9 protein-coding genes are annotated in these 13,421 nt (G+C 39.6%); 7 read left to right on the plus strand and 2 right to left on the minus strand.

What is annotated here, in order from left to right; translation table 11 throughout:
- Positions 1–15 precede the first annotated feature (15 nt).
- Positions 16–1,317: a glutamate-1-semialdehyde 2,1-aminomutase gene (gene hemL, locus NEOC65_RS00620; protein ID WP_213155382.1), complete on the minus strand. Its 1,302-nt coding sequence runs from the start codon at positions 1,315–1,317 to the stop codon at positions 16–18.
- Positions 1,318–1,535: 218 nt separating this feature from the next.
- Positions 1,536–2,897 carry a hypothetical protein gene (locus NEOC65_RS00625; RefSeq protein ID WP_213155383.1) on the minus strand — a complete coding sequence of 454 codons (1,362 nt, stop codon included), beginning with the start codon at positions 2,895–2,897 and terminating at the stop codon, positions 1,536–1,538.
- A 293-nt stretch (positions 2,898–3,190) separates the two neighbouring features.
- Here NEOC65_RS00625 and NEOC65_RS00630 point away from each other — a divergent pair, with 293 nt between their 5' ends.
- The 7 genes from NEOC65_RS00630 to NEOC65_RS00660 all read left to right on the plus strand — a co-directional run bounded on the left by NEOC65_RS00630 (position 3,191) and on the right by NEOC65_RS00660 (position 13,048).
- Positions 3,191–4,972: an autotransporter assembly complex protein TamA gene (locus NEOC65_RS00630; RefSeq protein ID WP_213155384.1), complete on the plus strand. Its 1,782-nt coding sequence runs from the start codon at positions 3,191–3,193 to the stop codon at positions 4,970–4,972.
- 1 nt (position 4,973) lies between these two features.
- Complete coding sequence (locus tag NEOC65_RS00635; protein ID WP_213155385.1) at positions 4,974–8,519, plus strand: translocation/assembly module TamB domain-containing protein; 3,546 nt, start codon at positions 4,974–4,976, stop codon at positions 8,517–8,519.
- Between the two features lie 363 nt (positions 8,520–8,882).
- On the plus strand, positions 8,883–9,683 hold the full coding sequence (locus NEOC65_RS00640) for an MlaE family ABC transporter permease (protein WP_166156440.1): 801 nt from the start codon (positions 8,883–8,885) through the stop codon (positions 9,681–9,683).
- A gap of 10 nt (positions 9,684–9,693) precedes the next feature.
- On the plus strand, positions 9,694–10,488 hold the full coding sequence (locus NEOC65_RS00645) for an ABC transporter ATP-binding protein (RefSeq protein ID WP_213155386.1): 795 nt from the start codon (positions 9,694–9,696) through the stop codon (positions 10,486–10,488).
- On the plus strand, positions 10,485–11,672 hold the full coding sequence (locus NEOC65_RS00650; protein WP_166156434.1) for an MlaD family protein: 1,188 nt from the start codon (positions 10,485–10,487) through the stop codon (positions 11,670–11,672). The genes NEOC65_RS00645 and NEOC65_RS00650 overlap by 4 nt, the downstream gene beginning before the upstream one ends.
- Positions 11,673–11,742: 70 nt before the next feature.
- Positions 11,743–12,312, plus strand: coding sequence for a YqgE/AlgH family protein (locus tag NEOC65_RS00655; protein ID WP_166156431.1), 570 nt, complete (start codon positions 11,743–11,745; stop codon positions 12,310–12,312).
- Positions 12,313–12,334: 22 nt separating this feature from the next.
- The gene (locus NEOC65_RS00660; RefSeq protein ID WP_213152163.1) at positions 12,335–13,048 is read left to right on the plus strand and encodes an SIMPL domain-containing protein; all 714 of its coding nucleotides are present in this window, start codon (positions 12,335–12,337) and stop codon (positions 13,046–13,048) included.
- The last annotated feature ends 373 nt before the right edge of the window (positions 13,049–13,421 follow it).

Here is a 13,421-nt window from a genome sequence, read left to right on the forward strand (position 1 = left end):
TAACTATTTTTAAGATCAAGGCATCTCCTTTTTTAAAAATCTTAAAATAAGATCACGCGTTTTGATTAGATTTTCTTCCCTGTGCGCTTGAGACACAAACCATGCCTCAATGTGCAAGGGGGGAATATAGACGCCATTTGCAAATAAATAGCGGAAGAAACGAGCAAACATGTCGTTATCCAACAGCTTGGTATCACCAAAATGGGTAACTTTTTTAGAACCAAAAAACAGCGTAAACATGGAGCCTACCTGCTGAATGCAAGCCTGCTTGCCTGTGCTTAAAAGATATTCCTGAATAGGCTTAGTTATAAGATTGGCTTTACGTAGCAGCTCTTCATAGAAACCTTCTTGATTTAATAGCTTTAGAGCTTGTAAACCAGCTTCCATAGCTACAGGATTTCCCGATAACGTTCCCGCTTGATAAACAGGCCCTAAAGGAGCCAAGCAATCCATAATATCACGACGCCCTCCAAAAGCAGCCGCAGGAAAACCCCCTCCAATAATTTTACCAAAAGTGGTCAGATCAGGACGCACGCCATACAAGCCCTGCGCTCCCTTTAACCCCACCCGAAAACCTGTCATGACTTCATCAAAAATTAATAAAGCACCTGCCGCAGAAGTTTCTTGGCGTAACATTTGGATAAATTCCTGCGTAGCAGGAACCACGCCCATATTGCCTGCAATCGGTTCTAAGATCACAGCAGCAATGCGTTCTCGGGTTCTAGAGTCGCGCATCACTTGGCGACACCCTTCTATGTCATTATATGGCAAGCAAATTGTATGGCGAACTATCTCAGGAGGAATGCCTTGCGAGGAAGCTTGCGGTAGGAAGCCTGCCACCCCTGAGCCAGCTTGTACGAGAAAGAAATCCGCATGACCATGATAATTTCCTACAAACTTAATAATTAATTCGCGTTGAGTGTAGCCCCTTGCTAGGCGAATGGCACTCATTGTCGCTTCTGTGCCTGAAGAGACAAAGCGAATTTTGTCTATCGATTTTATGAGCGTGATGACATAGCGAGCAAGCTCTTCTTCGATTGAAGTCGTAATACCAAACGTAGAGCCTAAAGCCATGCGTCTTTGCGCAGCTTCTATAATTAGGGGATGCGCATGGCCGTGAACGAGAGCTCCCCAAGAGCCACAATAGTCGATATAGGCATGCCCATCCGCGTCATAGAGAAGATCTTGCCAAGCACGTTCCGCCACTAAAGGAGGTTGATGCATATTTTGACAAGAACGCACAGGAGAATTGACTCCCCCTGGGATCACTTCGCAAAGACGTCTATAAATTTCTTGGCTTTTAGGGCGAGCAAGCATTTCTTACACCTTAAGATGAGTAAAAAAAGCATAAGTGATCGTAAATTTGTTGAGAAGTTTTAAAACCTACCGATACGCTTATGATCCTTTGGGGAAATAAGCTTATGATCTGCCACTAGGAGGATAGGACACTGAATCGCCTGGCTAGAAGCTAGGCAGGCTAATTCGGTTGAGTTGAATACGGCTTAAACCAAATCTTTTTTATCATGCGCTAGGGATTATTCCTTTATTTCTTTTTTAGGAATTTTATTAGCCTCATGAGCCTCTTCAAGGGTTGCATAAAACTTTGTACAGGCAATCGTAGCCTGCAAGTTAGGAGCAAGCTCTTTAACTTTTTCTTGCTCTTGCCCTTCCGAACTCTCTAGATCTAAGCGAGTTAAATTTTTTAATTCTTCAAGAGGCAGGCTAATTCTTGTTTCCATTCCGCAATAAGCCATGATAGTCTCGGGATCCTCTTCTCTCATAATTTGATAAGTGAGCTTATAAGAAAAGTGAGCGATCCCCTTATGCACATTAATATTAAACTCTCCTCCAGGTGCTTGCCCATATGCATACCTATTATTCTTTTCATTTGTATTATTAAACTTTTCCATTTTCTGAATGAATTTGTGCAAGAGCCCCACGGTGCAAGATTGATGAAAAAAACGTCCCACTACCAAGGTTTCTTCTCTTCCTAAGACCTCATATATTTTTTCTCCACAATTTTTTACCTCCTCTGCGGTTTTTTCTGTACGGGGGTACATATTTCTGCCGTTAATAACAAAATTATCAGCACGCGGTAAGTCTAAAGAAAATTGAGTAGGTAATTGGACTCCAACAGACAGATCATCGAATTTTAAATCGCTAAGTTGATGATCTACTTCTTTGCCTCCAATCATTTCACTAATATCTTTTAATGTTCTCTCGTCATTTTTAATACTAAAAGAATTAAACTTTGCTAAGTCAGTGGGCAAGCCTTCACCTTCTAATGTTCTCTCGTCGTTTTTAATTTTAAAGGAATGAGACTTAGTTAAGTCACTGGGCAAGTCTTGTCTATGGAGGAAATTTAAGACAGCGGCCTTGATCGATTTAATAAAGGAGAAAAGAGGCGAGCTTGCCATAATAAGAGCCGCCCTGAATGCTAAGCCGATCTTTTGCAAACCTGCCCATACTCGCTTAAAAGAGAAAGAGCTAAATTGGCTCTTAGCAATGTTATCAATGTTTTTATCTTCTTGTGAGCCTAAAGAGGAGATCCTCTTACCTTTATATAAGCCAGGCTCTTTGGAAGACATAAAGTTTGGTTTAGGAGGGGTTTTTTGCTTTGCAGTAAAAGAGGGAGTAGATTTAATGGTCCGCTTATATACTCTTTTTACCAAAGGATTAGCGGTTGGAAGGGAAGAGCGTTGAAAAGGCTTATGCTTTTCAGCTGCCACTACACTTAATTTATTTGCCCTTGCCAACTGGTGCACAGCTTGATCTACCTTCCCTCTTTCCCCTATAAAAATAGCTCCTCGCGATGAAGAAGTATTTTTAACCTCTGTATTTCCCTCTCGTGAAGGATAGGTAGATTGCCAATGAGGTAATCCATTAGAAATTGACATACATCTCCCCCATTAATATTATTATATTATAATAATAATTAGTTAAAAAATCCACTTAATAAAACTAAAAAAACATACATCACTTTTTATTTAATAGCAAAAAACATGCCATTCTCTACCTTTGTTCTTTTTTTCTTTATGGGCTACAAAAATCTTTGAAAAGAAGGATCAACAACTAGTTGATAGTCAATCTATTTTGCAAAAATAAATGACTCTTTTCTTGTTGAAAATTTAGAATCAGGCAATAATACTTACCTTATTGCTGGATAATAGAAAATTAGGACTTTAAAAGCATGATCGCCTCTTTCTTCAAAATACTATGCCTGATCATGTTTATAGTGATTTTGAACCTTTCTTTATATGCCATCGAAGCTTATCAGGTAGTTTTTCAGGGGGTTTCTAGTCAGCAAACTCTCTCTTTACTGCAAACGATCTCTAAAACTGTAGAGCTGCAAAACTCTCCTCCTTCTACTAATCGCGGCTTAAGGAGGCGTGCTGAAGCAGATCTGCCTTTTCTCATTAAGGCTCTTCATAGCCAAGCCTATTACCAAGCTAAAGTAAATGTGGAAGTTAACTTTAACAAGCAGACAGCCCAAGTAGTTTTTAAGATTGATACCGGGCCCATCTATCCTTTGGCCAGCTTTGAAATTCTCCCTTCAGACCTTAAAAGTGATCTAACCTCTCTCTATACTGATGGGGATAAAGCAGAGCTAGGCCTCACCTTGGGGCGTCCCGCCTTTCCTAAAAGTATTCTTGATGCCGAAGAGCTTTTAATATTAAAGTTAGAAAGAGAGGGCTATCCACTAGCAAAAATTGTAGATCGCGAAGTGATTGCCGATCAATCCACCCACTCTATTTATGTGGTCCTTCGGGTCAATACAGGGCCTAAATGCTATTTTGGAGAAGTAAAGTTTTTGGGCCTCCAGCGCGTTTCTTCCGAATTTGTTAGTAAAAAGATTGCCTGGCACCTAGGAGACATCTATCATCCTACGCCGATTGAAAGAACTCACGGTGCCTTAGAAGCTACCGGCCTATTTAGCTCTATTTCCCTTACTCACCTCGATAGTGCTTCACAAGAAGGCTTACTTCCCATAGAAATAGAAGTATTAGAAGGAAAACATCGTAGCATTGCGGCAGGTATAGGATATTCTACCGACGATGGCATAGGGATCTTAGGTGAATGGGAACATCGAAACATTCGAGGCCGCGGTGAAAAGCTTAGCTTTAAAGCATTAATGGCTCAACGCCTCCAAGAAGGAACTTTAGCTTACGTTATTCCTGACTTTCAACGCTCAAAACAGGATCTTATCTGGCTGGCAGAATTTCAACGCCAAACGACTAAGGGTTTTCATGCTTCCTCATTTAGTGTCTCAGGTATTCTTGAAAGGCAGCTTAATGATTACACACGCCTTTCGTATGGAGGGATGTTTAAACGTTTACGTGATACGCATTCTGATAACAATGGAAATTTTAATTTGTTTAAAATCCCTTTCCAGCTGCGTTGGAAAAAAACTAATAATATTTTAGATCCCACGCAAGGCCTGGCCCTCCATGTTAAAATCATCCCTTCTTTACAGATTCTGCATCCCAAATTTGCCTATTGCATTAATACTTTTACAGGTTTTATTTATCTTCCTCTTACCGCGGATAAACGCTTTGTTTTCGCCGCTAAAGGAACTTTTGGCTCGATATTTGGAAAAAAACGCCATACCATACCTCCTTCTGAACGCTTTTATGCAGGAAATGAAAATCTTTTGCGGGGCTATCATTTCATGACAGTTAGCCCTTTACATGATAATGAACCGATAGGCGGGCGTTCTATGATGATCTATTCTTTAGAAGGACGCTGGCGAGCCACAGAAACATGGGGAGGGGTAATTTTTTATGATTTTGGAAATGTCTTTAAAAATTATTTACCCCAATTCAACAAACAGATCCTACAATCTGCCGGTATTGGTTTAAGGTATAACACTCCTGTAGGTCCTTTAAGGATAGATCTTGCCGTTCCTTTACACCGTAGATATCATATTGACGAGAAGTTTCAAGTCTATTTAAGCATTGGGCAGGCATTTTAATATGAAAAAAGTTTTATGTGTTTTTCTAGTGGGGCTGATGTGTATATTTGTAGCTGGATGGGGTTATCTACAAACTTCTCACGCCCAAAAGGCCATCCTTTCCTTTTTAACGGAAATCATTCATGAAAAAACAGGCCATGAAGTAGAGATTGAGGAGCTGGCTTTCCCCCTGCCTTTTAACTGGGTTGCTTATAAGGTTAAAATTAAGCACAACCAATCGATTTGGCTGACAATAGATGAAATTAAGCTTTCCATTCCCTATTGGCGCTTACTCAGCAAAACTTTTGCTTTACGGGCAGTCTCTTTAAACCATGTGCATCTCTTAGATTACCCGCCTCCCTCATTAAACTCTCCTGCTGACAAGCCTAAGCTCTCTTGGAAAATCTTTCCTTACAATGTTCATTTTGCAGACCTTTCTATTGAAAATCTTACGATTGATACTCCTCTTTTGCCGCCTGAATTTCCTACCCAGCTTTTTCCTTTGGATCTTTCTGGCTCTTTAACTTTTCGTCCTCAAAATCATATCGCTCATGTCAATCTATCCTTAAAAAAAGAAGCTTTAAATCAAGAAGGAATGCGCCTCAATCTTTCTTGTCAAGGCTCCTCCCATTTTACCTATCATTTAGATCTGCTCGCCCCTAAACAAAGCCTTCTTTTTCAATGGCTAGGCTTAGAGCTGGCTCATGATGCCGCTCTAGAATTAGGAGGAACCCTTACTGCTGATCAATCTTACCAGGGGCAATTTAAATGCAGCGCGATAGAAGATATTAAAATAATTGAATCAACCTCTGAGGATATATTCGGAAAATATGTCTACCATCCAGATGGCTGGCTAAATGTTCATTCAGTAGCGGGCCATATAGGACCTCTGCAAGTTGAAGGTGAGCTTTTACTTAATACCTCGACTTTTCAAATAGAGGCAGGCAAGCTAAAGGGAGTGGTAGCCCACCTTTCACGCTGGAAAAATCCTTTAGATTTTCCTATAGAAGGCTCTATGCAATTCATCAGCTCTTTTGCGGGTACGGTCATCAATCCTATTATCGAGCTCAAAGTTTCGACAGACCATCTAAAAGTTGGCAATGAAAGTTTAGAAGATGTAGAAGGACAATTTACTTTTATTAAAACAAATAAACAGGCTTTAAAAGGGCAACTTTTTTTAAGTTTTATCTACAACCAGTTGAAATTTAAAATAGATAATCCATGGCAATGGAACGAGCAACAGATCCACTTAAAAGATATTTATGCCGAATATGGGAATGAAAAGTTAACCGGAAATCTTCATTATAAGTTAGAGACTAAAACGCTTATTGGTCATCTAGAAGCCTCCATAAAAAACAGCTATTTGCTGCAAAAATATTTAAATATCGATCTCTTAACTTCTAGCAATTTGTCCTTAAAGTTTTACGATACAAGACCATTAGAAGATAAGAAAGAATTACAAAATATGGATTTTGCCTGGCAGGTAGGCAAAGCACGTTATGACAATTTTTATTTAGAAGAAGCTATTTTCTCTGGGAATATAACGAATGCTTTCAGCCTTCCTCAAGCAGATCTGCATTTAAAAGCCACGAAAGCTTATAGCAGTAGTGGAGCCCTTATAGGATTAAATGCTGAGACAAAAGTGGAGATGACGAAAGATTATTGGCCTTTTAGGATATCCATTCAAGAAGATGAGGAGAGTATTTTAGCGGCCCAGGCCCACGGTTTCTGGAAATTAAATAGTGAGGAGCTTGCCGTAAAAATAGAACTTTTTCAAGGACAACTGAAAAAAAAGCCTTTTCATTTGCAAAAAGCTTTTACTTTTACTAGATATAACAATTTCTTTGAACTTTCTCCTTTATCGTTGCGGATAGGCACCGGTCATTTATTTTTTACTCTCGAGCACCAAAAAGAAAATGCCTATGCAGCCGCCCGTTTTCAATTTCAAGATTTGCCAGCAGAGCTGTTTTATCCTCTTCATTTACAAGCTCCTTTAGTAGGTTATCTACAAGGTGAGATTGATCTATTAGGCAATCCAGAAAATTTAAAAGGTCATCTACGTGCCCATCTATCGCAAATAAGGTTAGCCGATGATCCTTTAGACTCTCCCACCTCTTTAGAAGCCCGTATAGTAGGAACTATTTTAGAAAACCACATGGCAGCTTCTGCTCAAATCATAGGCCTTACCCAAAAACCTATTGAAATAGATGCTAGATTACCTATTCACCTTTCTATTAATCCTTTAGACATTCAAATAAACGAGCATGACTCTTTGTTGGTTCATCTTGCTGCTGAAGGGGAAATTAGTCCTTTTTTGCCTTTATTTGAGATAGAGTCTTCTTCTATATCAGGTCATACTTCTATCGCTTTAGATGTTACAGGTTCAATTAATGACCTTCATACGCGCGGAGACATTATTATTAAGGATGGTTCTTTTGAAAGTCCGACTACCGGGGCGGCTTTTCATCATCTCAATGCTAAAATTGAAGCAAATAATAAAATACTGACTCTTCAGGAATTCGAAGCTTTCGATATGAATGAGGGTGCGATCCGTGGGAGCGGTAGGCTAGAATTAAAAAAAGAGTTAGCTTTTCCCTTCACACTCAATCTCCAACTAGCACATATTAAACTGTTAAACCTTGACTTTGCTAAAGCCCTAGCTAGTGGCGAAGCCATTATTAAAGGTAATGCCCGTCAAGCCAAGGTAACGGGTCATCTTACAACTGATTCCCTGCAAATTACTATTCCTGAACAAGCTCCCGCACTCGCCTACTCTGTCGACGTTAGATATATTAATGTTCCTGAAGGAGAGACATCCCCCCTCCTTAACTCTTCTCAACCTGCCTGGCCTGTAGAATTGGATATGCAAATTGATATAGCTCCTAATACCGCCATTAAAAGCAAAGCACTTGCTAGCCTATGGCAAGGAGGAATTAAAGTGAAAGGTACCCCTCAGGCCCCTCAGCTTTTTGGAGATGTTAAAATCATTGAAGGAGACTACAACTTTAATGGAAAAACTTTTGATATTAAAGAGGGCACTATTTCTTTTGCAGGAGAGCCGGATAAAAAAACCAATCTTTATGTGATTGCTAGTAAAGATTTAGGTAAAATGGTGGCGGAAGTTATCCTTAAGGGCTCTGTAAAAAACCCCTCCATAGCCTTTCGTTCTAATCCTCCTATGTCTCAACGAGAGATATTATCCTGGATACTTTTTGGAAGAGGCGTCACCGACATTACTCCTTTCCAAGGATCTGAACTTTCTCAATCGATAAGTAATTTAAGCAAAGAAGGCAACAAAGGCCCTGATGTACTCACTAGAATTCGGGATAGTATCGGCTTAGACCGCATAGATATTAACAAATCAGAGGGCGAAGAATCTAATGAAGTTTCCATACAAGTGGGCAAGTATATCTCTCGTGGAGTTTTTGTCTCCCTTAATAAAAGCATTACCTCTGAAGTTAACGAGATTAGCGTAGAAGCAAATCTATGGCGTAACATCAAGGCACGCGCACAAGTTGGAGATGACTCAAGCGCTCAGCTACAGCTTAAATGGAAGCGCGACTATTAGCCTCTAACCTTTTAAACCTATCAATGCGATAGCAAAAAAGCTGCTTTTCTAATAGCTGATTTTTTTTCGCCAACTCTAGCGAGTATCAACCCTTAAGTTAAGGAAAAAAATTGTTATGAAAAGGCAAGACTTTTATAAATAAAATTTTCAGAAGGTTAAATAAATAAATTTAAGAAGTTAAGGCTACTGCAATAAAAGCTAAATTTTATAGCCTTTTTGATATAAGCTAGAAAGTTTTTTTAAGAAGCTTGCCTTAAGTTAATTTTTTTCCTGTGTGCCAGGGCTTTTCGTTCTTTAAAGGTTATGCTTTTCATTAAAGATTGTTTTCTAATAGAATGCTTTTTTTATGATGAGTTGTATGGCATGTCAAAACATTGGCTTTTGGGCTCGCCCATTGGACGCAGTTTAGCCTCTTTAGGAGACTATATTGTATTTATTACCTCAGTGATTGCAGTAAGCTTGCGCAAGCCTCCTCAATGGTTTTTAATTCGCGACCAACTGTATGAAATCGGAGTTTTATCTTTACCGGTCGTGGGCATCACCGGCTTTTCTACTGGCATGGTGCTTGCCGCACAAGCTTATTTTCAGCTTTCCGATAAAGGGCTTGCTAGTGCAACAGGCTTAATGGTCACCAAATCTATGCTGGTAGAATTAGGTCCCGTGCTTACAGCTTTCATGATCACAGGCCGAGTAGGTGCCTCGATGTGTGCAACATTAGGTACTATGCGGGTAACAGAGCAAATTGATGCTTTAAAATCCATGTCCGTGAATCCTTTACGTTATTTAGTGGCCCCTCGTTTTATCGCTGGATTAGTCATGATGCCCCTGCTTACCATTTTTAGCTGCTTATGCGGAATTTTAGGAGGCTACTTTATTGCAGTCTATTACTATGGAATGGCTTCCACATCTTTTATTGATCCCTTGCCAGTCAACATTGAGCTTTTCGATTTTTTTAGCGGATTGGCAAAAGCTTTTATTTTCGGCGTGATCATCATCACCATTTCCTGTTATCGCGGCATGACCACGCGTGGAGGAGCTGCGGGAGTAGGACGAGCAACGACCAACAGCGTGGTCATCTGCTATTCTGTGATTCTAGTCGCCAACTTTTTAATCACCGTAGCCTTAAATAGCTCCTATGCTTACATCGAATACTTTGCAAGCTAAAGGAATTTAAATGGCGATCATCGAAGTTCAAAATTTACACAAATCCTATGGCGCATTAAAAGTCCTTAAAGGTCTCACTTTAGAGGTCTATGAAGGCGAAACGCTAGTTATTCTGGGAAGATCGGGAGTAGGCAAAAGCGTGCTTTTGCGCCAGATTATGGGCATTGAATTTCCTGATCAAGGCACAATTAACATCAATGGTAAAGCTCTTCATTCTCTTAGCCAACATGAGCAGCTAAAGGTAACCAAAGAAGTAGGCATGCTATTTCAAGGCGCTGCTCTTTTTGATTCCATGAATGTCGGAGAAAATACCGCTTTTTATCTGCGGCAGCATGAAAAAGAAGTGGATGAGAGAGAAATACAGCAACGCGTAGCAGAAGCTCTTGAAATAGTGGGATTAAGGGGCAAGCAAAAGGCCATGCCTTCTGATTTATCGGGAGGAATGCGTAAACGAGCGGCTTTAGCTCGCTTAGTGATCTATCGGCCTAAAATAATTCTTTATGATGAACCTACTACTGGCTTAGACCCTATTACAGCCCAGCAAATCAATCAATTAATCAATACTACTAAACATGAACTAAAAGCTACTAGTATTGTGGTCACCCATGACATTCATTCTGCTATGGAAGTAGGTGATCGATTGGCTTTCCATCATGATGGAAAACTCATCCATATAGCTTCTAAAGAGAACTTTGTTAAAATTGATGATCCCCTAATCAATGCCTTTTTTGAAAACGCTATCGTCACTCGCGATTACTCGCCTTCCTCTAATTATAAAAATCTGGAGCAAATAAAATCATTATGACCGATCCATTGAAAAATATTATGATAGGAATTTTTGTTGTCACCGCTATGGCAGTCATTGTGTTTGCTCTAATGTTTTTACACCCTTCCTTAGGAGATGAAAAGCGGGTGCTGCGTGTACGTTTCCCTAATATTGATAAAATTTCAGTAGGCACCCGAGTCTCATTTGCTGGTAAACCTGTCGGTGAAGTAGCCGCTATTCACGAGATAAAAGATGCGATAGAATCTCGTCAACCGTATCAGGGAATTATTTATGTTTATGAGCTTGTACTGCATGTAGATTCCAATGTTAATGTCTTTAGCACCGATGAGATTTCTGTGCGTACCTCCGGCCTTCTAGGAGAAAGATCCGTCGTCATTATTCCACTTCCTTCCAAGGCAGGAGAACCTTTACGCCTTGTGAATGAGGAGATTTTGTATGCCTCTGAAGCGGGTAGTGTGGAAGATACCCTTAAAGAATTTAAAGAGCTTGCAGGGAAATTTGATACCTCTCTTAATTCTATCTCTACCGTTTTCAATGAAATATCGGAAGAAAAAATTATAGAGAAATTAGGAATCGCTATCCAAAATGTTAATTCTATCACTCATGCTCTAAACCAACCGTTACAACTTTCTCAAATGGTAGGAAATACGCACGCGCTTACTGAAAAAGTCCTTACCTCATGGGAAAGAGTGGAGAGCATGTTAAGTAACTTATCTGCAGCTTCCCACAACTTTCGCCTACTTACAGATAAAGGGAGTAATATTTTAAGCTATGTTGAAAAGGGGCAAGGAACCTTAGGAAAATTGTTGATGACTGATCAGCTATATTTGAAAGTTAACTCCTTCTTAAGCAAAGGAGAAACGATGATGAATGATATTAACCACTATGGCTTACTATTCAATATGGATAAAGGCTGGCAACGCCTTCGCGCACGCCGCCTTAACCTTTTATACACCCTCTCTACCCCTCAAGAATTTCGTAATTATTTCAACCAAGAAATCGATCAAATCAACACTTCGCTCTCACGGGTCTATGCTTTGGCTGAGCAAACCCATGGAAGTGCATCAGAATGTAAGCTTTTTGAAGATCAAGCGTTCCAAAAAGCTTATCGAGAACTACTTAGACGAGTAGCTGAGACTGAAGAGGCATTAAAGATGTATAATCAACAACTTATAGACAGGAATGCTAAAAAACCAGAGTGAACAGACTTAGAGATTTACAAACAATTCTGTGCAAGTTATGAATGGTGTAAAAGATTAAGTTAGGTGAGTGATGGAAGCTATCCCCTATACACAAATACAAAAAGGCCATTTTTTGATCGCCTCTCCTGATATCGATAAAGGCATATTCTTTCGTGCCGTCGTTCTTATCTGCGAGCATAACCCGAGTGGATCTTTTGGCCTGGTTATCAATAAACCTTTGGATCTCGAATTGCCTGAAGAAATTATTAGCGTCCAACATTTAGCTAATCCACGTGTAGGAATACGTGGAGGAGGGCCTGTCCAAACTAACCAAATGATGCTTCTTCATACGGGCAAAGATATTTCTCATCAAGCTTTACAAATCACTAAAGATATTTATCTGGGTGGAGATTTACAATTCTTACAAGAGTCTTTAAATGATGAGAATGGGCCTTATATCCATCTTTGCTTTGGATATGCCGGCTGGGGGGCAGGCCAATTGGAAAGAGAATTGCTAGATGAAACATGGTTCGTCTATCCTGCCAACGCTAAGCATATTTTTCATACTCCTCCCGATAAACTTTGGCAAAGTCTTTTACGAGAGATGGGAGGGAAATATGCCTCGCTTTCTATGATTCCTGAAGATCTATCGGTTAATTAATTAGAAATTAGGAAGAAAGGTGATGATGTTTAAAGTTTTAACTCTATTACTTTGCTTGTTCTTAGGCGAATTTGCAACGGCAGCAGAGGCTCCTACATTGAGCCTGAAAGGTCAAGCTGTTTTACATAAGCAAGCAGACCAAATTAGTTTAACCATTGGTGTCACTAACTTGGGAGCAGAAGCCGCTAGTGTATTAGCGGAAAATTCTAAAAAAATGCAAAATATCATTCGAGAGCTAAACAAAAAAGGTTTTGATAAGTCTGAATACCAAACAGGCCAATTTAGCATCCAACCTACCTATACTCTTCCCCCTCAAAATCCGCCTGCTGGCTGGCGCCCTACCATCAATGGCTATGAAGTCTCTAATACCCTTAAGATAAAGACAGATAAAATTAAAGAGATCGGCGCTCTTATTGACACGGCTCATCAAGCAGGAGCCAATAAAATCGATCACATCTATGCTAGTTTAAAAGATGAAAGAGTTTATTGGGAAGAAGCTGTCGCCAAAGCCACTAAGAATGCTATTGCTGATGCTAAAGTCATGGCTGAGGCTGCCCAAGTAAAACTAAACCGCCTTTTATCCATCTCCCTCAACGATACCCTTGCTAGATCTCCCCAATCTTTAACTCCTATGTTTCTTAAAACTATGGCTTCGGAGCTGACGCCTATAGAACCAGGCGACATTGAAATTAAAGCAAACGTTAACGTCGTTTATGAAATAGATAAGCTAGAGTAAGATAGAGTTATATTCAAGAACATAAGAGCAAATTGATAAGCCTCATTAGATGCTTAATCCCACCCTTTTAACGACTAGCTGGATTAATCTTTTTATTTTTACTCCTTCAATTGAATAGCTTTAAAAGTGTTAATTAGTCCAACCTGATTTACCCTAAAAAACTCCATCATTGCATCAATTTTAAAAAGAAAAAATGTAAATTTCCTTTTAATGGTAAGCTAAAAAAGTAGAAATCCAAAAATTTTTGTTAGTGAGAATGAAAATAGGCTAAAATTTAAGAGTTTTAGAGCAGGAGGTAGCCTTCAAGATAGGATTATAAAGCAATTTAAAGAAGAAATTAAGCTTTTTTAGCCTGAATAAAGATGTTTGGGAG

Origin of the sequence: Neochlamydia sp. AcF65 (genome assembly GCF_018342435.1) — a bacterium.
Lineage (GTDB): Bacteria > Chlamydiota > Chlamydiia > Chlamydiales > Parachlamydiaceae > Neochlamydia.

What these genes read in the sequence shown, in the direction of transcription:
- NEOC65_RS00625 (WP_213155383.1), bottom strand. Translation starts at nt 2,897, where the DNA reads ATGTCAATTTCTAATGGATTACCTCATTGGCAATCTACCTATCCTTCA.
- NEOC65_RS00660 (WP_213152163.1), top strand. Translation starts at nt 12,335, where the DNA reads ATGATGTTTAAAGTTTTAACTCTATTACTTTGCTTGTTCTTAGGCGAA.
- NEOC65_RS00650 (WP_166156434.1), top strand. Translation starts at nt 10,485, where the DNA reads ATGACCGATCCATTGAAAAATATTATGATAGGAATTTTTGTTGTCACC.
- hemL (WP_213155382.1), bottom strand. Translation starts at nt 1,317, where the DNA reads ATGCTTGCTCGCCCTAAAAGCCAAGAAATTTATAGACGTCTTTGCGAA.
- NEOC65_RS00655 (WP_166156431.1), top strand. Translation starts at nt 11,743, where the DNA reads ATGGAAGCTATCCCCTATACACAAATACAAAAAGGCCATTTTTTGATC.
- NEOC65_RS00640 (WP_166156440.1), top strand. Translation starts at nt 8,883, where the DNA reads ATGTCAAAACATTGGCTTTTGGGCTCGCCCATTGGACGCAGTTTAGCC.
- NEOC65_RS00630 (WP_213155384.1), top strand. Translation starts at nt 3,191, where the DNA reads ATGATCGCCTCTTTCTTCAAAATACTATGCCTGATCATGTTTATAGTG.
- NEOC65_RS00645 (WP_213155386.1), top strand. Translation starts at nt 9,694, where the DNA reads ATGGCGATCATCGAAGTTCAAAATTTACACAAATCCTATGGCGCATTA.
- NEOC65_RS00635 (WP_213155385.1), top strand. Translation starts at nt 4,974, where the DNA reads ATGAAAAAAGTTTTATGTGTTTTTCTAGTGGGGCTGATGTGTATATTT.